The sequence below is a fragment of the Denitrobacterium detoxificans genome (assembly GCF_001643775.1).
In the GTDB taxonomy this organism is placed as follows: Bacteria; Actinomycetota; Coriobacteriia; order Coriobacteriales; family Eggerthellaceae; genus Denitrobacterium; species Denitrobacterium detoxificans.
Genome location: NZ_CP011402.1, coordinates 664,314 through 688,546, shown reverse-complemented (window position 1 = coordinate 688,546; position 24,233 = coordinate 664,314). Strand labels below are relative to the sequence as shown.

19 protein-coding genes and 1 riboswitch are annotated in these 24,233 nt (G+C 59.3%); of the genes, 5 read left to right on the top strand and 14 right to left on the bottom strand.

The features are described from left to right. Positions 1 to 68 precede the first annotated feature (68 nt). Complete coding sequence (locus tag AAY81_RS02725; RefSeq protein ID WP_066661077.1) at positions 69 to 926, top strand: P-loop NTPase; 858 nt, start codon at positions 69 to 71, stop codon at positions 924 to 926. 80 nt (positions 927 to 1,006) lie between these two features. After that, on the top strand, positions 1,007 to 1,186 hold the full coding sequence (locus AAY81_RS02720) for a hypothetical protein (protein WP_066661076.1): 180 nt from the start codon (positions 1,007 to 1,009) through the stop codon (positions 1,184 to 1,186). 117 nt (positions 1,187 to 1,303) lie between these two features. On the opposite strand, the gene AAY81_RS02715 is transcribed toward AAY81_RS02720, so the two are convergent. Next, positions 1,304 to 3,142, bottom strand: a complete 1,839-nt coding sequence (locus AAY81_RS02715) for an FAD-binding protein (protein WP_066661074.1) — start codon at positions 3,140 to 3,142, stop codon at positions 1,304 to 1,306. 203 nt (positions 3,143 to 3,345) lie between these two features. Here AAY81_RS02715 and AAY81_RS02710 point away from each other — a divergent pair, with 203 nt between their 5' ends. Further along, positions 3,346 to 4,776, top strand: a complete 1,431-nt coding sequence (locus AAY81_RS02710; protein ID WP_074777171.1) for a LuxR C-terminal-related transcriptional regulator — start codon at positions 3,346 to 3,348, stop codon at positions 4,774 to 4,776. Positions 4,777 to 4,808: 32 nt separating this feature from the next. Here the strand turns inward: AAY81_RS02710 and AAY81_RS02705 are convergent, their stop codons facing one another. The 8 genes from AAY81_RS02705 to AAY81_RS02670 form a co-directional block, all read right to left on the bottom strand. Next, complete coding sequence (locus tag AAY81_RS02705) at positions 4,809 to 5,486, bottom strand: DUF6580 family putative transport protein (protein ID WP_066661068.1); 678 nt, start codon at positions 5,484 to 5,486, stop codon at positions 4,809 to 4,811. Next, positions 5,486 to 6,871 (bottom strand): ABC transporter ATP-binding protein, encoded by a 1,386-nt coding sequence (locus AAY81_RS02700; protein WP_066661066.1) that lies wholly within the window; start codon positions 6,869 to 6,871, stop codon positions 5,486 to 5,488. Before AAY81_RS02700 ends, AAY81_RS02705 begins: the two co-directional genes overlap by 1 nt. Further along, positions 6,856 to 7,707 carry an energy-coupling factor transporter transmembrane component T family protein gene (locus AAY81_RS02695; protein WP_066661063.1) on the bottom strand — a complete coding sequence of 284 codons (852 nt, stop codon included), beginning with the start codon at positions 7,705 to 7,707 and terminating at the stop codon, positions 6,856 to 6,858. Before AAY81_RS02695 ends, AAY81_RS02700 begins: the two co-directional genes overlap by 16 nt. Beyond that, the gene (locus AAY81_RS02690) at positions 7,707 to 8,525 is read right to left on the bottom strand and encodes a DUF4430 domain-containing protein (RefSeq protein ID WP_074777187.1); all 819 of its coding nucleotides are present in this window, start codon (positions 8,523 to 8,525) and stop codon (positions 7,707 to 7,709) included. Before AAY81_RS02690 ends, AAY81_RS02695 begins: the two co-directional genes overlap by 1 nt. After that, on the bottom strand, positions 8,512 to 9,975 hold the full coding sequence (locus tag AAY81_RS10580; RefSeq protein WP_205630840.1) for a hypothetical protein: 1,464 nt from the start codon (positions 9,973 to 9,975) through the stop codon (positions 8,512 to 8,514). The genes AAY81_RS02690 and AAY81_RS10580 overlap by 14 nt, the downstream gene beginning before the upstream one ends. Positions 9,976 to 10,046: 71 nt before the next feature. Beyond that, positions 10,047 to 10,129, bottom strand: a riboswitch (adenosylcobalamin-variant (AdoCbl-variant) riboswitch). Positions 10,130 to 10,221: 92 nt separating this feature from the next. Further along, a complete protein-coding gene (locus AAY81_RS02680; RefSeq protein ID WP_066661059.1) occupies positions 10,222 to 11,181 on the bottom strand; it encodes a 3'-5' exonuclease in 960 nt (319 codons plus the stop codon). 135 nt (positions 11,182 to 11,316) lie between these two features. After that, positions 11,317 to 15,936 carry a YhgE/Pip domain-containing protein gene (locus AAY81_RS10090; protein ID WP_074777190.1) on the bottom strand — a complete coding sequence of 1,540 codons (4,620 nt, stop codon included), beginning with the start codon at positions 15,934 to 15,936 and terminating at the stop codon, positions 11,317 to 11,319. Positions 15,937 to 16,090: 154 nt separating this feature from the next. Next, entirely contained in the window at positions 16,091 to 16,402 is a 312-nt protein-coding gene (locus AAY81_RS02670; protein WP_066661058.1) for a hypothetical protein, read from the bottom strand. 76 nt (positions 16,403 to 16,478) lie between these two features. Here AAY81_RS02670 and AAY81_RS10365 point away from each other — a divergent pair, with 76 nt between their 5' ends. Next, the gene (locus tag AAY81_RS10365) at positions 16,479 to 16,727 is read left to right on the top strand and encodes a hypothetical protein (RefSeq protein WP_074777192.1); all 249 of its coding nucleotides are present in this window, start codon (positions 16,479 to 16,481) and stop codon (positions 16,725 to 16,727) included. A gap of 230 nt (positions 16,728 to 16,957) precedes the next feature. After that, complete coding sequence (locus tag AAY81_RS02665) at positions 16,958 to 17,950, top strand: hypothetical protein (RefSeq protein WP_066661057.1); 993 nt, start codon at positions 16,958 to 16,960, stop codon at positions 17,948 to 17,950. A 326-nt stretch (positions 17,951 to 18,276) separates the two neighbouring features. Here AAY81_RS02665 and AAY81_RS02660 read toward each other — a convergent pair whose 3' ends face one another. The 5 genes from AAY81_RS02660 to AAY81_RS02640 all read right to left on the bottom strand — a co-directional run bounded on the left by AAY81_RS02660 (position 18,277) and on the right by AAY81_RS02640 (position 24,004). Continuing rightward, a complete protein-coding gene (locus AAY81_RS02660) occupies positions 18,277 to 19,587 on the bottom strand; it encodes a LuxR C-terminal-related transcriptional regulator (protein ID WP_169815781.1) in 1,311 nt (436 codons plus the stop codon). 233 nt (positions 19,588 to 19,820) lie between these two features. Beyond that, positions 19,821 to 21,563: an FAD-dependent oxidoreductase gene (locus AAY81_RS02655; RefSeq protein ID WP_066661055.1), complete on the bottom strand. Its 1,743-nt coding sequence runs from the start codon at positions 21,561 to 21,563 to the stop codon at positions 19,821 to 19,823. Next, a complete protein-coding gene (locus AAY81_RS02650) occupies positions 21,564 to 22,169 on the bottom strand; it encodes a cytochrome c3 family protein (RefSeq protein WP_066661053.1) in 606 nt (201 codons plus the stop codon). Positions 22,170 to 22,360: 191 nt separating this feature from the next. Next, positions 22,361 to 23,656 carry a M48 family metalloprotease gene (locus tag AAY81_RS02645; protein WP_066661052.1) on the bottom strand — a complete coding sequence of 432 codons (1,296 nt, stop codon included), beginning with the start codon at positions 23,654 to 23,656 and terminating at the stop codon, positions 22,361 to 22,363. Positions 23,657 to 23,677: 21 nt separating this feature from the next. Further along, positions 23,678 to 24,004 carry an HIRAN domain-containing protein gene (locus AAY81_RS02640; RefSeq protein ID WP_066661050.1) on the bottom strand — a complete coding sequence of 109 codons (327 nt, stop codon included), beginning with the start codon at positions 24,002 to 24,004 and terminating at the stop codon, positions 23,678 to 23,680. Between the last annotated feature and the right edge of the window lie 229 nt (positions 24,005 to 24,233).

Here is a 24,233-nt window from a genome sequence, read left to right as displayed (position 1 = left end):
CTTAAATCAAGCGCCATTGTGCTACGATGCCGCTCAGCATATCAGGAGCAAGACGAGAGAAGGTATCCATGGCTGAACAAGCTCCTCTCAGCGAAGAAGAAAAGAAGATGCTTGCTGGTGGATGCGGTGGCGGAGAGAGCACCGGTCCCAAGGTGCTCATGCCGAATAAGCGTTCCACGGTGAAGCACGTCATCGGCGTCGTTTCCGGCAAGGGCGGCGTAGGCAAGAGCCTGGTCACCTGCCTGCTGGCAAGCGAAGCCCAGAAGCGTGGCAAGAAGGTTGCCATCCTCGACGCCGACGTCACTGGCCCCTCCATTCCGAAGGCCTTCGGCGTTACCAATCCGCTTACCGCCGACAAGGACGGCATCCTGCCCTGCCAGACGCAGACGGGCATCAAGATGGTAAGCACCAACCTCATGCTCCCCGAAGAAGACATGCCCGTGGCATGGCGCGGCCCGGTCGTCTCCGGCACCGTCAAGCAGTTCTTCAACGAAGTGAACTGGGGCGAAATCGACTACATGTTCGTGGACATGCCTCCGGGAACCTCCGACGTCCTGCTCACCGTGTTCCAGAGCCTGCCCGTCGACGGCATCGTCACCGTCTCGGCCCCGCAGGAGCTCGTTGCCATGATCGTGGGCAAGGCCGTGCATCTGGCTCACGAGATGCAGGTCCCCGTTCTGGGCCTGGTGGAGAACATGGCCTACTACACCTGCCAGCACTGCGGCGAGAAGCAGTACGTCTTCGGCAAGCCCCAGGGCAAGGAAGTGGCCGAAAAGTACCGCATCCCCGCATACGCCACGCTGCCCATCGATCCGGAATTCGCCGCCAAGTGCGACGCCGGCAAGGTAGAGGAATACGACGTGCAGGGCGCTCTCGACGCGGTCATCGACCAAATTGCCAACGCACCGCAGCGCGCGTTCGTCTAATCGGGCGAAAACAAGTACACTGGGGGCGCCGGTTGAACCGGCGCCCTTTTTCATGCCCGAAGATTCAAGGAGAGGCATTCATGGACGAGGAAAAGAAGCAGCCGGCGCACGTGCCAGCCGATGCGCATACGGCTCCGAAGCCGAAGAAAACCCAGCCCATCCGGGCCATCAACGAAGACGACGACGGATACGACCCGTATTCCGACCTGCACGACGCGCCGCAACGCGAGCCGCTCTTCGAACGCGATCCCTGGCGGTAGGGCCAACAACATATGCGCAACAAACAACGGGACGATGGCTCTTTGGCCACCGTCCCGTTTTCCATCGGACGCTAGAGAAATAGGAGGGGGAAACGCGTCCCAGGGAGGGAAAATGCCTTACAGGTTGCCCACGATCTTGCCGCAGACGTAGCCGTTGGTCATAGCCTGGCCCATGGAATTGCCAGCCAGGATGCCGGGATACGTAAGGGCAAAGCGCTGACCGCAGCAGTTGCCGATGGCATACAGGCCCTCGATGGGCTCGTCGTCGTCGCCCAGGACGTTGTAGTTGCCATCCGTAACCAAGCCGGCCAGCGTCAGGGCCGTTGCGCCCGTGCCAACGCTCGTGTCGACGGCGGCATAGTACGGAGCCTCGATGGGCAGCAGGAAGTCGCTCTTCTTGCCGTACTGCGTGTCAACGCCGCTGGCAACCAGCTCGTTGTACGCCGCAACGGAGTCAACGAAGTTCTGCACGGCTTCGCCTTCGTAGCCCAGGTAACCCGCCAGGGTCTTCAGGTCGTTAGCACCATACATGCGCGTCTGGGCCATGTTAGCGCGTTCGGTCAGGCAGCCGTGACGTACCAGGTAGCCATCCGCGCCCGCCTCGACGACGTGCGTCATGTCTTCCTTCCACTGAGCCACGTAAGTTTCCTGACCGAAGTCGGTACCACCATGATTCGTGCCGCCGCGCTTTACGATCTCCTCGTAGTTGGCGCCGTACAGCGCGCAATACAGGCCCTTGGGCTGGCGCTGAACCTGAGCGGCGATGGCATTGAAGTCGGCCTCGTTCATGAAGCGCTTGCCCTGGCTGTTCAGATACAGCGTGGGGGCAAAGCCGAAGGGGCCAGGCGCGGAAACGTTGGCCAGCGACGCAGCCGGGCCAGCCTCCATGCGGCCACCCGCCCAGCAGCCGATCTTGTGACCCATGCCCGTGTCGCGCGTGGCGCTCTCGTCGGTGGGGTCGCTGAAGGCGTCCACGCCATCCTTGGCCTGGAGTTCCCAGGACTCACGGTAGAACTCCTTCATCATTTCCATGTTGTTCTGGAATGCGCCCATGGCGATGACAACGGCCTTGCTGGCATTGAAGCGAATGTAGTTGCCGTCGGTGGTCTTGCCGTAGGCACCCGTCACCTTGCCGTCTTCCACGATAGCCTTCACTGCAGTGGTGCCGAAGTACCACTCAGCGCCCAGTTCCTCGGCGTACTGACGAACGAGCGTCTCGCAGTCACCGATGGTGGAATAGGCACCCACGCCCGTGGCAACCTCGTCCAGAATTTCGGAGCGCATGCAGAACGTGCCAACGTAGGTCTTGTAGTTGCCCATGTCCTGCGGCTGGCTCTTGTCCGTCCAGAAGTCGGTGCACGGCTGCTGGATGTTCATGTTGGTCAGCAGTTCGGGCTGGCGTTCCTGAACCAGAGCGATAAACTCGTCGGCCATGGGGCCGGAGTTGCGAATGTAGTTCAGGCACAGCTCGCTGTTCAGGCGATACGCTGCGGTACGCTGCAGCTGAGCCAGGATTTCCATCTCGTCATAGGGACCATAGCCCATGTTCTGCACGTACTGGGAATTGAACGTGCCAATGTCCTCGCCGTAGTAGAACTGGTTCGCCTCGGTCTGGCTTTCCAGAACCACGACCTTGGCGCCAGCCATGGCTGCGGTGCGAGCGCACTGCGTTCCCGAATGGCCGGAACCCAGAATGACGACGTCGGCATCGACGACTTCGGTAACCTGCGACTCGTCGATTTCAGGCTCGCTGCCCAACCACTGATAGTGGCTGCGAGCGCTTACGGAGCCGTCGGCTTCCAGAATGGTGGTTTCGCCCGTGGAAGACTCAGTTGCCTCGGCGGTCTTGCTCTTCGGCGAAGAGCAGCCGGCCATTGCGGCCATGCCCGCGCCCGCCAGAGCCGTGAGGCCGCCAAGCTTCAACGCATCGCGACGAGTAAGTTGTTCGTTTACCATAGTATCCCTCTCTTGCAAAGACTGCGGGAGCAATCCCGCGCTTACAAACATGGGCACACCATAGGCCGCATTGGGCGAAAGAAATATCGCCGAAATTCAGTAATGCCACGTCAGACGGCATCACCGAAAAGGGTGAAAAATATTTTGAGGCCAAATTGCATGGCATAATAGAACGCAGGGGAAATAAAGGAGAGACCATTCCATTGAACAACGCTTTGCTTAAACGAGCCTGCACGCTCATGGGCGCCGGACCGCTCTTTGCCGTCGGGCTTCTTACCGTTCACAATGCAAGCCCCATTGTCGAACTCTTCGGCCGCATCGCGCATACCGGCTTCCTAGCGTGCGCCCTCGCGGGCGTCATCATCGCCGCCGTGGCCCTCGTGGCGCAAGCGCGCAGCATATCGCACGCCATTTGGAAGAACCCCCAGGGCTACATCGTCATACTCTCCGCGCTCGCCTGCTCGGTTATCGGGCTACTGTTCCTGCTGGCCATCCCCGCCATAGAAATTGACGGGCGCTTCGCCTCCGTAAGCGGGCTCGTCATGGGCATCGGATGCACCGTGCTTGCAGGCGCATGGGCGCTCACGCTTTCGCAGGAGGATTCGCGCACGGCGTTCCAAGCCTCGGCCACGAGCGTCCTTGTGGGCGTGGCGCTCTACGGCACCAGCGCGTTCCTGCCCAACCAGGCATCGTACGCGCTCTTTTCCGCCAGCTGCATCTTTGCCTCGGCAGCTGCCCTGCTGCCCCTGAAGCCCAATGAAGGCAAGGACGACGAAGCACTTGCCGCTCCCGACGACCGCGTGGCATACGTCATCTCGCGCACGTGGAGACCCCTGGCAGGCACTACCCTTTCGGCGCTCGTGCTGGGGCTTATCTGGAACCCGCTCTATGCGGGAATCGAACTCGATACCGGCATGCTCTTCGCGGCATCGCTCTGCGGCAGCGCCGCCATCAGCATCGTCTGCGCGGTGGCATTCGCGAAGGCAGGCGTACGCGCTGCGCACGTCATGGATCGCACGGGCTTGCCCATCGCAGCCGCCATCGTGCTGCTCTGCCCCTACCTGGAACAGCTGGGAGGCGGTGCACTGTTTATCTCGTCATCGCTCAAGGAAGCGGCGTTTGCATTGTTCCTCATCATGACCTGGACGTCATGTTGCAAGGCCGCAAGCACGCCCAAGTCCACGCTGCGCGTTGCGGGCACCTTCCTTCTGTGCGCCACCGCGGCCATGTTGCTGGGAGCGCTCATCATTCCGCAAATCGGCACTGCAGGGCGCATTCTAAACAGCATCGTGCTCATCGTGTACCTTGCTGCGCTGGCATTCCTTAACAGCCCCGTGAAACCGCAGGAAGCCACCGATGACGCAAAGGAAAGTAACGAAGAGGCCGAGCGAGAAGCAACGCCCAATATCTCGGCCTCCATTGCGCAAAATGCCGAACGCCTGGCAAAGGCGGGCGCCCTCTCGCCCCGAGAAACCGAAGTGCTCGCTCTGCTCGCCCGCGGGCATTCGTACGCGAAGATCGCCCAAACGCTCTACGTATCCGACAACACCGTGAAGACGCACGTGCGCAACATCTACCGCAAGCTGAAGATAGAATCGCGCGAGGAGCTCTTCGACCTCATCGACCAGCAGTAACGGCACAGCGCCCATAGGGCCCGCAGTGCCGCCTATTCGGCGAGCGCGTACTTGCGCTTGATGCGCTCGAGCTTGCCCTTCCAGGGCGCGTACAACGCCAGCAGGAAGGCATCGGTCGCCACGCCATGTAGAACGTCAAGGGGAACGGCGACGGCGTAGATGGCGAGGCCCTCGGCGAAGGTCTGCGGATGGAAAAAACCAATAAGCGACCAGAGGTTCAAGATGGCGCCATACAGCAGCGCTGCAACGAACCCGTACCCCAGCACGACGGGCATGCGCTTGAACCACCCCATCTGCGCAAGCACGCCCGCCAGATACCCGACGAGCCCCCATGCGTACATCTGCCAGGGCGTCCAGGGGCCCTGCCCAAAGAAGAAATTGGACACGAGCGCCGTAAGCGCACCCACCATGAATCCGCTCGTGCGCCCGAAGGACGCACCCGCGATGATGGCGATGGCGGAAACGGGCTTCACGTCGGGCAAGGGAGCAAACAGGATGCGCCCCGCCACGGCAAGCGCCGAAAGCACCGCAATGGGCATGGCGTCGCGCAAGCGGGGGCGGCTGCGCTCGAACTGGGCGAAGAACAGCGCCAGCGACGCCAAAACCACCAGGCCCGACAGCAAGGCAACCTGCTCGATGCCCGCAACGGCACAGGCACCCAAGCACAGGGGCACCGCTACCAGGCAGGCTATTTCCACACCCACGCGCATTACGATTGCATGGCCCCGAACAGGCGCGATTGATCATGGGGCGTGTAGATGAGGTTATCCGCGAAGAAGCGATCGGCGCTCTGCGTGCAAACCACTTGCCCGTCGAAGAGCATGCTCACCCGATCGGCTACCACGCGAGCGAAATCCACGTCATGCGTTACGAGCACCACGCATGCTCCTTCAGCCGCCAAATCACGCAGCGTACGCACGACGTGAGCCTGAGCATGGGCGTCCAAGCCCTTCGCAGGCTCGTCGGCAAGGAGAAGCCGCGGCTTGCACAGCAAAAGCTTAGCCAGGGCAAGATGCTGAAGCTGTCCGCCCGACAGGTCGTAGGGATGCCGGTCGAGCACGCCATCCAGGCCGAACCGCTGCGCCATGTCGTGCTCCTCTTCCCCGCCATAGCCGCAACGCTCATGCCATTCATGCAGTTCATCGGCGACCGTGTCGCACACGAAGAGCATCTTGGGGTTTTGGGGCAGCAAGGCTTGCTCGCGCATCATGAGGTTCGTCACCTTTCCGCGCGCAGGCCGAAGGACGCCGGCGATCGCTCGCAGCAGCGTGCTTTTCCCACATCCATTACCCCCTACGATGGCATGCACCTGACCAGGATACACGTTCAGATCCGCACCACACAGCACCCAGGGCTCCCGCTTGTCATAGCGAACGTGAATGTCCGATACGCATACGCACGGCTGCGCATCGTCGGCGCCCTCGCGCACGCCCAACGCCGGAGCCTGCGCCAACGGGGCAAGATCGGAAAGCAACAGTCGATTGGTGGCGCACGTCTCGTAAAGCTCGGGAACATGCGTGGACACGATAACGGTGACGCCCAAATCGCGATGGATGCGAGCAAGCAGGTCGACGAACAGCCGCTGGGCATGAGGGTCCAGCTGAGCCGTAGGTTCGTCGAGCAGCAGCAAGCGCGGTCGAAGTGCCATGATCGAGGCCAGGTTCAGCAGCTGCATCTGCCCACCCGAAAGCTCGGCGGTGCGCCGATGCATCCACGCCTCGATGCCGAAGTAATGGGCCACTTCCGCCACGCGACGACGCATTTCGTTGGGTTCCATGCCCGCATTCTCCAGGCCAAACGCCAGCTCATGCCATACGGAATCGCAGACGATCTGGTCTTCGGGATGCTGGAACACGAACCCCGTGCCCTCTGCGCGCACCTCCAGCTCGCCCTGCATGCGGCCAACGGGGGCAATCTCGGGCTTCATGAGCGAGAGCAGCGTGGTCTTTCCGCTTCCCGTTGCGCCACAAAGCAGGCAAAACGACCCTTCCGCAACCTGGAAACTCAGATTGCGAAACACCGGATCGCCATAGGAACCGGCTTCGGAAAGCGGGTAGGCAAACGTGAGGTCACGCGCTTCTACCGCGTATGCCATAGCAACCCCTCCCTGCCCGCGCACGCGAACGGAACGAGCATCAGCAAGCAGTAGGCCAACACGCCCCACCAGGGAGCGGGACCGGAAATGATTGGATAGAAATGAAATGTGGCGGCCGTCAGAGCCATCGAGAGGCCCACCATGGCAGCAAGCAAAACGACAATGCCAAGCAGCACGCCATCGAAGGTGCGAAAGCGGTAACGGCGATACACCGTGCGCCCTCCCCCACGCGTATAACCGCGGGCGCGCATGCTAGCGCTGCGTACGAGAGAATCCTCCATGCCCCACCCCATGAGCACCGAAACGATTCTCATGGCGTCGCGCGGCGTTTGCCCATGGACGGCGGAAACCGCTCGCTGCACATCGGCAATGGCCCTGCCGCGGGCAACGAACTGGGGCACCAGGCGCATGATCTGGCTGATGATAAGTGCAATGGCGGGCACGCGATTCGACAGCGACCCCAAGATGGCCTCGCTGTCGAGCACCGTGCCGAACACGGAAAACCAAAGGCACATGGCGGTGAACATGCCACCCATGCACAAGCCGTACGCGAAGGATTCGGCATAGAAGGTAACGCCCAGCACCTGGCAGAACACCGTGGAACCCGAGCCCACGAAGCAGGCATTCAGCGTGGCGATGAGCAACGAGAACGGCGCAAGGTAGGCCACCATACGCACGCTGGGGCGCCATCCGCGGGTGTAGATTGCCACGGAAAGCGCCCCAACAGCGGCCAAGGCGGTATAAGCGGGGTGCACCATCGCCATGGAAAGCACGATGGCCAAGGCAAGGTAGCCAAGCGTTACGCCAGGGTGGCATACGGCGAAGGGATTCCGCATTACACGTCGCCCATCGTGCAGGTATAGGCCCACAGCACGCTGTCGCCATCAGAAAGCACGTAGTTACCGCAGGTCTTCGTGGGGAACGAGCCATTCACCTTGTACATCCAGCCGCTTGAGTTGCCGCAATCGAATTCGGAAAGCCCGTTAATGGCTCGAACGTACGTGGAGCTACCGCGCACGCTCACGCCCATGGCATTCAGGGCATCCCACACCGTTGCGCCCTCTTCCAGCGTAAGCGTCTTGCTACCCATGGAAGACGGATAATCGCTGTTGTACGCGTGCGCGTTCGAGGAATCGATAGTGAGAGTCACCGTGACGGTAGCTGCCGCTTGCTGCTGGGCAGCGGGCTCCTGGCTTGCGGGAGCTGCCCCACCCGAGAGCGCGGCAGCCGATTCCGACGATCCCGCCGACTGCGACGAGGCGCCCGCGGCATCGGATGCAGCCTCCTGCCCCTGAGTCTGGGCCTCGGCGTTCTCGCCTTCGGCAGATGCCTCCTGGGTTGCCTCCTGCTGGCCACCTTCACCCTGCTGAGAAGCGGATTCTTGCGACGCAGCCTGATTCTGGCCCGCCTCCGCGGCGCCAGACGACTGCTGCTGGGCGGTAGCGTCTTCCTGCCCCTGCGACGCCTGAAATGCCGAACCCGACGCAAACACGGCGCCGCCAACGCAGGCAAGCACCAGCACGACGGCCAATGCGATGCCCGCAATAACGGGCGCGCCCACCCGCGCAGGAGTATGCTCCTCGCAGGCAGGCGCACCGGGAGCGATGCGCTCGTCGGTCGTTTCCAATTGCTGCGCTTCGTTACTTGACGGCATACCAGGCTATGCTTTCGTCATGCCAGCCCAGGGCTACCAGACCGTCGCGCTCTTCGGCGCTCGTGGTGAAGTTATGCGAGCCCGTGTCGGCGTTGGGGTTGTACTGGCGATAGACGGGAATGGTCTCGTTGGTGTCGCTATACCAGCCAATGCCCTCGTAGCGCCAGCCAAGCCCCACCAACCAGTCGCGCTCCTCGACGCTAACGGTGTAGTGATGGTCGCCGCCATTGGGGTTATACAGGCGATAGACGGGGGCGCTGCTCGAGTCGGGAGACACCCAACCACAGCCCTCATACGTCCAACCCGCCTTGACGACGTTTTCGCGCTCAGAGGGGCTCTTCGTGTAGAAGTGCTCGCCCGAATTCGGGTTGTACAGGCGGAACATGGAGTACTTCACATCCAGCGGATTCACCGAAGCACCTGCGGTGCCCTTAGCATCGATCGTCGCAAGAGCGAGGAGCGTGGACGATGCGGACATGGGCTCGTTGTAGATGTTGGGGTCGACCATGATGTCAAGATTGCTGTTCGCAGAAGCAATCAGGAAGCCAAGCGGCGTGGATCCATTAGCCGTGGTGTACGTGGCGCTCGTCACGTCAACGCCCCAGGCGGTCAAGGCAACCACTGCGAGGGCGGTCGAGTCGACGTGCGTGGAGGCGTACACCTCATCAGGCTCGTAATTGAAGCTGCCATCTGCCTGCTGAAGGCCGGTGATGGCATCGATGCACTTCTGGGCAGCCGTCGCAACGGCGGCATTGTCGTCGCGCACGAGCTCAAGCGCAAACAGAGCCTGAGAAGACGTGGTCACATCGGTGTAGAGCGTGCCCGCATACTCGGAACCGAACAGCCCGTTAGCCTGCTGCGCGTTAAGAATCGCCTGGGTGAACTCATCGTCGGTATACTTCGCGCCAGACATGTCATACCCAAAGGTATATACGGGCAGGATGCAAACGGCATTGTAAATACCGAGACTGCTTTCACCCATTGCCGTGTTCATGCGGTCGATGAGGTTATACGTCTCGCCACCATACTCCATCGAGTCACAGTCTACGCCGCCCGCATGCATCGCCGTGATGTATTTAGCAAGCGTGCCCGCAGAAATCTTATCCTCCGGCGTTCCTTCCAGATACTCGACGACGCTCTTCTCAATGCTTTCGACGTCGATGTTGATATGCAGTCCCAGAACGTTCTGGGCGAGCGCGGCATAATAGGTGTCGTTCGTGATAGCCTCATCGCCACCGGTGGCGGCGAAGCGCTCGATCAGGTTATTGAGCAGCGTTGCCTGCTTTTCCGCATCGGGCAGATTGGCGGCAACCGAACCTTGCGCAACAAGCTGAGTGGAATCATCGGCGTACGCCTGTGGCACCGCCGAGAATCCGAAGAGGGCGGAACACGCAAGTGCTACCGCAAAGAATGCTCCAAACAGAGCATGACGAGAGAGCTTCCCTTCCATGGGACCTTCCTTCCAGGGCTCTATATGGTAGATGGGTATTCCGACTTCGCCCATTCCGAAGGCTCGCACGCCTGCGAGGTGGCCCTTCGACGGCATTTACGGTTACTGGTATAGCGCGGGATTCGCACCCGCATTTCCCCAGGCGGCATCGCACTGCCGCCCGCGCCGCGCCCGGCGCATTCTACCTTGCCAATATTTGCTCAGACATTGTAGCATCCGCCCGCAACGCAGGCGGATACCCCATGCTTATTTCAACAAGGCTGCGCGGCTCAGTTCGGCAACCACGGTGCGCATCATGAGCTCGGTGTCGTCCAGGCCCAGATGACGCTCGTTTTCGTCGGCGGCAAGCGTGCCGCGACGACGCGCCCAGCTTTCCAGCGCATACGGACGCTGCTTGAACGAGATGGAAGCGGCGTCGGTGTCGATGGCGCGACAGATTTCGCGCGTGTCAACGGGGATGATGCGGCCCGCCTTGCGGCCCTCGGCATAGCCAGGCAGGTTCAGCAGGAACCACGCATCTTCAAAAGCGGCATTGTGGGCCATGTACGGATGCGACTCAAGCGCGGCGAGCACCTGCGCCTGCAGCTCCTTGTCCTCGCGGAACGGCTTCTTGTCGGCAACGTCGGGCCAGGTGATGCCATGCACTTCCGACAGAGGCACGCCAACCTGCTCGTACAGGGCGGGAAGACCGCAACGCGCCGTATGCGGGTCGACGGGCGTCTGCCCCTCGGCGATTTCCATCGTTTCCCAACCCACGTCGATGATGTAGCCGCGGTCGGGGTTACGCGAGGTCGTTTCGATGTCGATGCCAATGACGGTGCCACCCATGGGCGCCAGACGATAGCCCTGCCCCACTGCGTCGATGCCCTGCAGCTTCTTAGCGACGCGCTTCACGGTGTTGCCCTGCATGGCAGCGATGCCCGCAATGGTAGTCTCGTCGGAAAGACCGCGCGGAAGGTTCAGGCCGCGGTCGCCATTGTAGGCAACGCCCAGGTTGTCGCACAGATCGCGGTTGCGATCGGCGAGTTCCAGCACGATGTCGAACGAGAACGGAGGGTTCTCCTGCTCGAAGTACGCGGCAACGAGCTGCTGGATGGCCTCTTCGTTCTTCATGCGCTCGGACCGCATGGCGCCATCGCCCGCGGCATAGATGAAATCGGCGATAAAGAATGAATTAGCGTGCTCGAGCGCCTCGTTTACGTTCATGCGGACTCCTTGCATATGGCATTACGTGTTTCGATTCCGCATTGTAACACCCGGGACCGAGCCCATTGCAGCACCAAGCAAACCTCCATGCGGAGCAAAGCGTCCGCGACCAGGCAAAGCACTGCAAACGCGGCGTTACATGAACCCCGTCTTCTCGAGCTGCTCCTCGAAGAACGCGTTCGTCTTCCTGAACGGACGGCGCAACGGAAGCCCCAGCACGAGCATGGCGCCCGCCATGAAGAGGAGCGCCGCGACGCCGACAACCACATTCACCAGCAGCGGGCCCGCAACGCATTCCTGCAGCAGGGTCATGGCATAGGTGAAGGGCAGGTACGACGCGACGTCGATGAGAATCGGATCGAACATCTCCACGGGGAACGTGCCACCCGAAGCCGCCACCTGCATGATAAGAAGAATGACGCACACGGCTTTGCCCACGTCGCCGAAGAGCTCGGTGATGGTGTAGACGATCAGGCAGAACATCTGCCCCACGAACAACCCCAGAAGGAAGAATCCTACCGGATTGGCGCACTGGATATGCAGCAGCATCAGATCTCCCAGCAATACGAGCGAGCTCTGAAGCAGGCCAATGACGCAGAAGATGCCGTAGCGTCCGAAGAATTCATGCCGCGGGCGCAGCTTCCCATAGCGCTTCCGCAGCTCCTCCAGACGCTCCTCCACGACGTGCACGCGCATGGTGGAGATCATGACGAGGGCGCCCACCCACAGCGACAGGACCGTGTAGAACGACGCCATGGCCGAGCCGTAGTTGGAAACGGAATACATCGACTCGCGCTGGAGCTGAACGGGGCAGGCAAGGCTCGCCGCAAGCGTTTCGGCGTCGTTGCCCAGGATGATTTGCTCGACCTTCTTCACGTCACCCGAGGCAAGCGCATCGGACACGCGTTGCTTGGCGTCGCTCACGCGCGTTGCCGCGGAATCCAGCTTGCTAGACGCATCCGAAAGGCCATCTCCCAGCGTTCCAAGCTGATTCGACAAACCTCCCGTGCTTTCGTTTAGGCCGGAAACAACGCCATCGAGGTCGGAAACAATGCTTTTCGCAGATGCCGCAGCGTCGGAAATGGACGAGCGCAAGCCGTCATCCGCCGGGGCAATTTCCTCGTTGAAGAGACGCTTCGCCTCCTCGACATCCGCCTGGGCGTTGTCGATGATGACGTTGGTCTTCTGCTGCGCCTCGGCCACGGAGCGAGCAGTTGACTCGGCATGCTCCTTTGCGGCCTTCAGGCTCTCGATGAGCACCTGGGTTTGCTGCTTTTCCGCCTCGCTTACGCCGCTCTTGTTCATGAGCTCCTGGAATTGGTCGATGCGCTCCTGGATAAGATCCGGCACCGCGTCAGCGGCAACCGTTAGCAGGTCAAACGCAACATCCACGGCGGCGGTCACCTTGTCTACGTTCACCGTATTCCCGTTAAGCGTATCGCGAACGATGCCAATCTGCTCCTCGAGCGACTCCGACGCATTCTGCGCGCCCGATTCCGCGTCGGCCAGCGCGCCCTTCGCCGTACCAGCGGATTCCTGCAGCCCGTCAAGCGTGGTGCCCAACAGGTCGACAATGCTCGACGTCGTGCGCATAAGGCCAGCCAACGTCCCCAATTGCTTTGCCGCGCTCTTCGCGTCGGCGGTCGCGTCGTCCAGGTGGCGGCTCATCTTCGAGACGTAATCGCTCATGCGGGGGTTCTTCACATAGCTCAGGATGTCGTAGGCCACACCGAGCGAAACCTGGTCAACGCGCTCGGTAAAGCTGACGCGGATGCTTTCCTGTATGGAGTCGGCGCCCTTCTGCGTGATGATGGGGGCAATGGGGTTTTCCTTCTCGTTGGTGTAGTAGAACACGCTGGGATACGCGCTGTCCTCCGTAAGGTACGTAAGCAAGTTGGCGCTGAAGTCGGAAGGTATCACGATGGCAGCATAGTACTCGCTGCTCTCGACGCCCGCCTTCGCCGCTTCCTCGTCGTCCACGAAGACCCAGTCGAAGCTCGCATTGCCGCGCAGCTGCGAAACCACGGTATCGCCCACGTTGATGGTTATGGGCAGCAAATCGCCCTTGTAACCTTCGTCTTCGTTGGCCACGGCAACCTTCAGCCCGCCCGTTGCCCCATACGGATCCCAACTGCTGGCAATGTTGAACCACGCGTAGATGGAGGGAGTGAGCACCAGCAAGACGGTTACCACGATGCCGATGACGCTCTTGGACCCAAGGCGCAGGTCCGTGATGAAGATGTCGCGCGTGGGGCCACGCCGTGAGGACTTCGCCCGCACCTTCTCGGCCGCGGAAACGACGCCCGTGCGCTCGCCCGCTGCAGGCAGCTCGAGCTCGCGATCGAACTGGGCGTCCTGGCCAAGCAGATGCATCTCCTCCTTCACCATGGAGTGCGTATACTCCTGCACGATAAGGCCCATTTGCACGACGAATAGGAACACGAGCATGCCCACAAGCACCGCAAGTTTCGTATCGGTGCTCAGGCCAAATACAACGTTCAGCGGCAGCATGGCCAAAAGTACGCTAAGGGGAATCGCCCAAAGCGCCGTAATGCCCAGCCTGCGAATGCGCGGGTACCGGCGATAGAATCGGCGGGCGCGATTCTCCACGTCCTCCGCGTATTCGTCGTGGGCCATGAGCGCGCGCATAAGTCCGCGCATGCCGTGGCGCTTCATGCGACCTTCGTAATCCTCGCTCGCGAAAAAGCCCGTCTTGCGCATCTCGTCGTCGAACATGACGAGCAGGTTGGCCATGAGGGAACGGAGGCCCAGTCCAATAAAGAGAGAGCCCGGCACGATGAGGAGCAGGGCAAGCAAGTCAAGGACGTATGCCGATCCGTACAGCCCCGAAAGCGCCTCGCGCATGGCGTCGATGCCATACGTGAACGGGAGCGCTGGGTGAATGAACTGGAAGAAGTCAGGCATCATCTGGATGGGATACATGCCCGACGAACCCGGCACCTGCATGACCAGCAGGAAGATGCACAACGTCTTGCCGATGTTGCGAAACGTCTTCACCAGCGCGTAGATGAGATTCATATACGCGAACGAGCACACCGCGCCGGACAGCATGAACAGCACCGGGTTGCCGCAATCGATGCCCAGCAGGATGTCGACGCCGCAAATCGCCTGCGATTGCAGAAGCGACAGAATGACAAACAGCAGCCAGCGCCCGAAGTAGCGCTGCCGCGCCGATGCCTCCGAGAAGCCCATGACCTCGACCTTCATAAGCGACACCAAAATGAAGCATCCTATCCACAAGGCCAGATTGGTGTAGAACGGGGCAACCGCCGTGCCGTAGTTCGAAACGGGATAAAGCTTGGCGGTGGACATCTGCACGGGTGTCGAGATGAACGTACCCGCGTTTTCGACGTCGACGCCAAGGAGCTCCGTGAGTTTTTCCACCTCGAGCGCCTTGCCAATGGCCCCAATGTCCTGCATGGTGCCGTCCAGGTTATCCCGGATTGTCCCCAGCAGGATTTTGGCATCGGAGACCGACGTCTCGGCCGTGCTCAGCGCGGCATCCGTTTCGGACAGCACGTTAGACAGGCTTTCTACCTGCGGCTCAAATTGCCTAAGGGCAATGGATAGGCTCGTCAGCGACAAGTAGAGGTCGGTGGCGCCCTGGTCGAGCTTGGGCATGGCATCACCGTGTATGCGGTTGGTGGCGTCCGTCACGCCATCCACCGTCTGCTGAATGGTGCCATTGATTTCCGCAACACGCGCGTCCGCCCCATCCACCGCGCCGCCTATGAGGTCGACGGCAATCGAAAGGCCCTCAGCTGCGCTCTTGAGCTCCTCGTCGCCCGTGCCCGACGCAACGTCAATGATGCGCTGCAGGTCCTCGCTTACGCGAGACAGGTCTTCCTTCGCATTATCGAGCGACGTGGCCGCCTGGCTCGACATGGAAGACACGCTCGCGGCGGACGACAGGACGTTAGTGGAAAGACGGTTCTCGTAATTGCCCAAGCCCGAGCGCAGGTCATTCAACCGGGCGCCCGCATCATCGAGCGAAGAGGCTACATCCGGCAGCAGCTCGGACGTTGTCTCAAGGGAATCCCGCGCTTCCTGCGCTGCCTTGCGCCAACCCGCAATGGTTGACGACGCATCGTCGAGCGAGGAGATTGCCGTATCAAGATCAGCTTGGATGGACTGTATTTCCTGCACGACCGACTGATGCGTCTCATCAGCCCGGGCGCTGACCTTGTTCGACAGATCTTGCGCTGACGACAAGATCTTCTTATTCACCGTAGAGGAAAACCCCTGGTTGATCTTGAGCACCAGCTTCTGCGCAGCGGAGTCGCTTACCTTAGTAGCGACGGCGCTGTACTTTTCATTGGGGTAATAGTAAATCGTGGGCTTTTCATCCGAGCCGTCGAAGATTCCAACGAGGTTTTCGCTTAAATCACTCGGGAGCACTATCGTGGCGTACACCAAGCCATATTCGGTGTCTTCGAGCGCCTCTTCCTTGCTGTCGTAGAATCGCCAATCAATGCTGTCGTTATCCTCGAGTTCGCCCACGACCTGCTGGCCAATGTTGATGTCGCCCGCCAGGTCATGAGTCGCGCCTTCGTCTTCGTTCACGATGGCAATGGGGATATTGCCCGTGTGCGAATACGGGTCCCAATTTGCCACGATGCAATACCACGCATACAGGCCGGGCAGCACAAGGAGGGCACCTACCACCAGCAAGGCGATAGGGTTCTTCACCAGCGCACGTACGTCTCGCTTCAGTATTTCAAACGAGGTCCTCACAACGACATTTCGTCCCCCACACTTCGCGCCCCTCGTACGGCAATCGCGCGCGAAGCGCAGCGCCTAGCTCGCCGCGCGAGCCATGCGAGGGCCATCACGACCAAGTCAGCGCCCCAACTTAACGCTCCAAACCAGACACGCGAGAAGAGGGCGTTTACTCAACTTCGGATTCGGCTTGCTGGCGCTCTTCTTCGAGCACGCGACGCACCACGCGTTCGATGCGACGCTCTTCGCTTCTACGCGAGATCACGAGCCCGGCAACAGAAGTAACAACCTGCACTCCCACGAACACCGCGCCAAGCACGATGAGGGCGCGCTTACCCAAGAGCTGGTAGTTGTGGATGGCATTTTCGCCCCCTTGCCTGGAGGCAATCTTATCGACGCCTTTGATGACGCGAATCCCCGTTTCGCCAATAGCATCCCTCATGGCGCTTTCCAACTGATGCTCAAACAATGAACAACCCATCGGAACCCCCTTCGCTAGGCCAGCTACCTCAATTGTAGCAAATACGACACTTTGGGTACCATTTCAAAACGTCAACATGCAAAGCAGCTTCCACGGCAGTAACGCCTCCATCACGCACCGATTGCGCATCATTCAGGCGACGATTCCGCACGATTGGCGCGACCAAATACCTATCGCACTGGAACCGCGAACCTCCAAAATGCAAAACCAGCTCGCACCCCAACCAAAATGCAAAGCGTTCGGCACGCACAGCAAAAAGAACAATGCCAAGGCACCGAATAACGAAGCCGCGCCGAAGCAAAACAAGACGCCAAAAGCAAAATGAGCAAATATCGAAGGTGAAAATGAAAAAATGTCGCCGTTTACACGTCACGCCCGCCGCCCTCGCAGTCTTGCCAAGTATCGACCTGGGCAAATGGCATTTATCGCACCTCCAGATGCCTGCGTAAAAGCACCAGGTCCTCAAATGGCACCGTATTCACGTGTAAACGACAGCATTTCTTACATCGAAACGCCGAATTCTGCTCAGTTTGCATTAAGCAAGGAGACAAGCCCATGGAACGTCTTTTCATTAGCCACAATTCCGCCTTTTGGATCTGGAGAAAACTTGGACACCTCGCCCCTATCGTTCTCGTTCCCGCACGCGTCCATTCGCTTGCATACAGTAGCCCAAGTCAAAAACTATTAATGCAATTCGAGAAAGAACATCCTGACCTAGCCTTGAACAAACTCGATATCATGGTCACATTCAAGCAAAGAAAGCATCTAGCCAACGCAATAGAACATGTTTGTGACAGGCAACTTCCCGAGCGATCGTTCTACCAGCTAGAAGAGAACTTCTTCATCGCCTCCCCCGAGCTTTGCCTCATCCAGCTAGCATCGAAAACGACAACCGCAAAAGCGGTAAAGCTCGCAATGGAAATGTGCGGCAGTTACGCTATAGGCAACATTGACGAATTGGGTTTTTGCAAAAGGCCACCCATTACGAGCGTGGACAAAATAGAGGCATATGCCGAACGTTTATTCAAGCCAAACACAAGAGCAAAGACGGTTCAATTCCTCAAGTGGACCGTGGACAATGCGGCGTCACCGCGAGAGACGGCGCTCTGTATGCTCTTGTGCATGCCTCCGCGATTCGGCGGCTACGGCATACCGCTCCCCCAGCTCAACAAGCGCATCGAACTCTCGCTGAAGGAGCAGCTCGCCGTTGGGAGGCGCTACTTCGACTGCGACCTATATTGGCAAGGCAAACGCGTCGGGATGGAATACGACAGCGCACGCTTTCACACGGCGTCGGAAAAACAAGAGCAAGACGCCGTGCGTCGCAACATGCTACAACACAAGAACATCCACATGATCACAGCGACGCGCTTGCAAGTGAACCAAGAGGGCGCGTTCGACGAGCTCGCACATCAAGTTGCACGAGCGCTCGGGAAGCGCATGCCAACCCCGAAACGCGAGCACATCGCCGAACGCCGATCGCTCAGGGACACGCTTTTCAACTGGGACATCTTCCCAAGGGTCAACAACGAGGAACAGGGCGAATAAGTCGTGGTTGAAGCCATGCAAATGCGTTTGCAAACGACGCAGCGCACAACCTAGCCACAGCACGAACGCACTAGCCAGCGCAGCAGCCGCAAGATGAACAGGAAAACGCATCACGCCCGGCTTGGCAACTTCGCGCAGACAAAGGCCAACGACGCCGCGCGCACTAGCGCAGTGCGACAACGGACCATGACGCACCCGCCAGCCTGGCAAACGAAGCCAACACGCTAACGGCAGTGCGACAACGGACCCCAGAAACGCCCGCCAGTTCGCCAAACGAACCCGCGCGGGCTATCGCAATACAACGAGGCTCTCGCGCAAAGGGAGAGCTAGTCGCCATGAACGAGCGCAATAAGATCCTGGTGGGAGTGAATATCGAGCTTGGCGTAAATGTGCTTGACGTGCGCCTTTACGGTGTTGCGAGAAATCACGAGCTCCTCCTCGATGTAGGCGCGGTCGCGGCCCTCGGCCAGCAACTCAAGCACCTCAAGCTCGCGGGGAGACAGCCCATACTCCTCCGCCACCCCGCGGCACTTCTGGGAAAGCGGAATCTCGGAGGCGGAAGCGTCGCTCACGGCGGTCATCTCGGAGCGACTCGGGGTCTCGGTAACGCCCTCGATGGCACTCGAAAAACTAAACGAACGCATGCCAATAAGCGCATACCCTACGACCACGAGCATAAGGGCGCACGGAACGAAAACGAACAGCCCAGGGTTGACGTCGACGAACATGTTGCTCAGCATTCCGATGGCGGCGCCGACAAGCGTGCCGAAACCACCCAGGCCACGTCCCCAGGCAAACACCGCAAGGGCGTTCTTGCGATTGCGGCCCGCAAGCATAATCAGGACAAGCCAAGCAACCATCTCGAACAGCGTATTACCCGTAGAGAGCAACGCATTGGCGGTCACGTACGACGTCGCGGGAGAAGCGGTGGCCAGGAAGAAGCCCGCAGCAACAAGCAAGACCGAGATCTGCACGACAAGATCGGCGCTAAAGCTCCTCTTGCATGCCAGCGAGTAAACGGTCAGCAGGGCAACGGGGAAAACCCCAATCATGTTGGCAATGGGAACGCCGCCAACCTCGCCAAAGCGCAAGGCGAACCCAAAGGCCATCGAAAAGAGCATCAAGCAGATGAAGAACTGGCTCGCAAGCGGCAGGAAGGTCGTCGGCTGGGTAATTGCGACGTCTGCAGGCGCCTCGGACTGGGCAATCTCCAAAAGTAGAGGGCGGGCGATGCCCATCGTCAAGGCAAATGCCACAAGAGGCAGGACCAGGAAGAGCGTCACGCCCGCAACAACTGGAGCTTGCCAAACCAGCAGCTCGAGGGCAAGGCGAACCGTAAAGGCAATCCCGATGCACGCCGACGCCTTTCGGGCGCTAAAGCCCGTCGCCGCAAGGCCCACCATAATCGTTACCCCTGCGCGCCCCATCGCAAACAGGCACGACGAAACAACGAGCAACGGGGCGTTGGACATCGCAAGCGCAGGCAACAGAGCAATCGCACCGATGATCAGGCAGGCGGCAACCGCCACTTCCGCCACACGCTCGAGCCTCAACACGCGCGGCTTGAATACCGCAAGCAGGGCAACAACAACCATGAACAGCGCATTCGCCGTAACGGAAATATCGCGTGCAAACATGAAGGTCGGGTCGAAAAGAGGAAACACGACCTGGTTCATAAGCCCAACAGAAAAAACGAGGCACGTCAACGCAGCCGTAACGCGCCAAAAGGCGGCATCAAACAGAGCCGCCCCCACTCTCTCTTTGCTTTCAGTCGACATACCGAACTCCACACCCTCATACGTATGCATGTGACCATAGCACACAAAATCGGGTCGGCTCCCACATGGGAACCGACCCGAATAGAATCAGCTTACGCCTGACCCGTGGCGGCAAGCATGCCTGCGCGACGACCAAACGTCATCGTGCGTCCGCATGCCAAGCCCGTGAACAGGTTCGGGTAGCTCACGGCGAACATGCCGCCCGAGGCGTCGCCGGTCATGTACAGACCCTCAATCGGCGAATCGTCCTCGCGAACGGGATGCATGTTCGTGTCGATGATGACGCCGTCGATCGTCGCCAGGAACCACGCACCCGTGCGCACACCGTAATACGGCGGCTGGTCGAGCGGAAGCATACGGTAGGACTCCTTGTTGTAGTCGGTGTCCTTGCCCGCGTACGCCATCTCGTTGTAATGCTTCCACGTGGCAACCGTCTCCTCGACGGGCAGGTTCAGCATCTCGGCGAGCTCTTCCATCGTGTCGGCACGCTGAATGAAGCCAGCCTCGATCGACTTCTCGAACATGCCCTGGATGGCCTGGATCGGCATGTTGGAAGGAGCGCCATTGTCGAACGGATACAGGCGGCAGCAACCGACCTCGTTGATCTGGCGAACCTTCTCGACATAATCGGAATCCCAGATGTCAACGTAGGTGTGATGCGGCTGCATCCACGCGGAGTGCAGCATGTAGTCGTACGGACCGGACTCGTTGCAGAAGCGCTTGCCGTTCAGGTTGATCTTCAGGAACGGCTGCTCACCGAACCAGAACCAGTTCGCGCCGTTAGCATTGGAAGCCGTGTCCTGGTTGCCCATGCCGGCGGTCTCGGTGGGACGGCAGCATGCGCGGTTGAACGTGACGGCAGCGCCCATCGGGTCCATCTTGCCGCCAACCCACAGCGCGGCCTTGATGCCGTCGCCCGTGGGGTTGCCACCACGAGCGGGCACGGGAATGCGCAGGTCCTGGTTCCAGGGCTGGCGCGCCTGCATCATTTCCAGGTTGTTGCCATAACCGCCCGTGGCGATGATGACGCCCTTGGGAGCATTGATGCGAATGTAATGACGATCGTTCACGTCGCGGGCAATGGCACCCACCACGCGGTCGTTCTCGTCCTGCTCGAGCTTGACGAACTCGGTGCTCCAGCGGAACTCGGCGCCCTGCTCTTCGGCATATTCCTTCAGGGACACGCCGAACGAGAAGTCCTTGTCATCAGCCACCAGCTCGGTCTTTTCGGGGCTGTGGCCCGTGGCGTACGCCTTGTCGCGCGCCTCGGACTCGGGCGGAAGGCCGCCTTCGAACCTCATGACCATACGGCCGTCGCGCTCGACGATGTCGGTCAGCCAGTCTACGCAGGCGCCGGATTCATCGGCCCAGAGCTTGATGAGGTCGTAGCGCGCAAAGCCGTTGGCATAGCGCACGATGTCTTCCATGGCTTCCATCTTGTCGATGCGGAACTGCGGGAACTCATCGAAAGACGCGAGCTGCAGCTTGGAATCGATGGAGCCGATGTCCTCACGCGGGTTCGAAACCTTGGCGACACGGTCGATGCCAAGAACCTTCGCGCCGTTTTCCGCGGCGGAGATAACGGCCGGCAGACCACCCGTGCGGCAGCCGATGACCAGAACCTCGGTATCGATGGTTTCGGTAATTTCAGATTCCGCGATAACGGGAGCCTGGCCCAGCCACGAAGGGGTGCCCGACTCGCCCGCGCTCAGATTAGCGGCGTTCTCGGAAACCGTCTGGCTGTTACCACAGCCGGTAAGTGCGCTGGAAGCGGCCACGCCAAGAGCAGCCACGCCCGCACCCTTGAAAAAACTACGTCGAGATAGCGAGCTCATTTAACCCTCCCAGCCTTCAGGCGCATTCAGCGCATGGCAATCGTTGCAAACCAGAACACTCGTGCTGTGCGCCTTATGGCAGTCGCCGCACTCCAGGGCCTGGTCCTGATGGCTCGAATGGGGGTTGTACTGCGCAGCATTACCCTCGAAGCCCCAGGTGCTGCTGATAACCTCACTCATGTCATGGCAACCGCTGCGCGCACAGAACTCCTCGCTTGCGAAGTCCTTCGAAGGAGCAAGCCAGCCCTCTTCGTCGGTGGTGAACGCATCGCTCGTCCAGATCATGACCTCGCTCACCTGTTCGGTAAGCTTCGGCTGGTGGCAGCTCAGGCAGTTCTTGCCCGCCTGCACGTGATCGTAGGCGGCCATACCCACATGGCCATTCGTCACGCTTTCAACATAGGGGTCCATGGGATCGTGGCAAACCGCGTTGCAGAACGTAGGCGATTCGTGCCACACGCCAAACCCAATTCCCAGCACGATGATTACGGCAACGATTACGCCGGGGACAACCCACTTATTGCGTTTCGAAGCCGTCGACGGCTGACCCTCCAGCGCACCGTCGGTCGTCTGCTCCTGTTGCGCAGACGTGTCCTTTTCCGCCATCAGCTCTCCTTCCACTCTTGCTGACTTAACGGTGCGACTGATGTTGCTACTCCCCCGCTCACCCGCCTAGTACCCCCGTGGGGTAATTCTTGCGTTTGCGCAGGTCATAACAGGGTGACTACCTTCATAGGGTAAGAGCGAAGGATATAGGGTTGCGACGCACGAAAAGCCAGAAGGGGCTTGGGGGAAGACTAAAGACCCTGCGAATAACCAACTCCAGCTTCCCGGATCGCCCTAATTCGATTAGCAAGACCCGGATGATCGTATTCCAGAATCTCGATAACGGGATGGGGGTTAACGCACATAAGATCGTCTCGCACATAGCGCTTGAGGCTAGTTTCCAACTCGGGGCCATAGCCATTGCGCACGGCCTCGCGATCGGCATCATATTCATGCGAACGGCTCCCGCAGTTACGAAGCACCCCTACGCCCCAAACAATTGGCGTTACGAGCTCGCTGAACACGGCAAAAACCAGAAAGTAATTCATAGCCGTAAGGCCAAATGACTGCTGGGTCCAATCAACAAGAAGCAATATCGGCTCCGGATGAATGATGAGCAACACAACAGCGACAAATAGTAGACAAATGGTTCCGTACAAAGCAAAGTCCCAGGCATTTCTTTTCTGCCTTAGATGACCCACCTCGTGAGAAAGAGTCGCGAGCAATTCCCTGCGAGAATCACTCTCAAGACAGTTGTCTGCAATCCCAATAAACCGCAGCCAGAGAATGCGTACCACGAATGCATTCTTGCCCGTGGATTTAGAAGACTCGTCATAGACGTATATTTCCCTGACCTTCTTCGGCCCCTCGATAAGCTTTTCTATATCGCTTCTCAACTCCCCTTCGGGGAGGGGACTAAACGAGTACTTCTTTATCATCACGAATACGGAGACGGCAGACGCGAAAATGGCAAAAGTGCTAATACATAGGGCAATTGACACGGCAGCCCAAAAGGCCGGAACAAGCCCAACAGTAAAGCCATTAGTCCATTCGGGAAGACTCTCGCCAAGAAAAACAACGATGAACACAATGACGAGGCCGAGGATCGAAGTTGATACCTCCTCATATAAGGTGTCTTTCGCGAAACCCTTTTTATCCTGCCTGTTCAAACCATATTTTTCGTCAATCCGAAATGTAACGTGATACAAAAGAATAGTTTTTTCTATTGCGGAAACCCCGCGAAACAGCAGGAACGAAAGAAAAGCGATTAGGTAGACATTTCCGCATGCGAAGTCATCAACAGCAGCAAAGAACCCCGAAATGAGCACTATCACCAGAATGGCTACGTCAACAAGGCGATATAGCTGATACGCCTTTCTCTCGTCGGATACAATCGACAAATAATCGTTGTATCTATCGGCGTCATACACGTCGCCCACTTCCTCAGGAAGCGGGCGCTTCCTTTGAACATCCGACAAAGCGTCGAGCAGCCCCTGATAGATAATCTTCACCAACGCAAACCCAACAAGAAAAACCTGTGCAGTCATATCTCCCCCGCCGATTGTTATCTACCTGTTATCGACAACATACACGCCAACGCGCACTTGCTCTTGGGGCGCCGCCTCGGGATCGACCTGGAGCACGCGTGCCTCGAAAACGCCCTTGTGGCCGTAAAACGCCAAAACGGAAAGCAAGCCGTTGTCGACGCGCGGCACGAATCCAAGCTTCGTTTTCTTGTAACGCAACTCGATAGCGTTAGGATCGTACGGATTGTCGGGCGCCGGGACCATCTTCAGCTTTGTGCCCGGCTTGAGCTTGTCGAGCACGAGCGCTCCGTCGTAGTACTGAAATCCCGCAACATAGAACGATTTGAGAAGCTTCGAGGGCTCGTACATCGCCATCTCCTTCTCTCAACGAAATGATAGGTTGCACGTTACTCGCTTACAGTTTTGCACCAGTCCCGCAAAAGGGACAGGCAAACGGAAAGACGCGCACGCATGCGGAAAGCTCGCCCCATCCAGGAACAAGCACCCAGCCGCCCCGCCAAATCCACGCTCCGTTGCCTAATTGCTATACGCGAAGTAGTATTTTTACATCATAATTACACCATCGGTAGATTAGGGA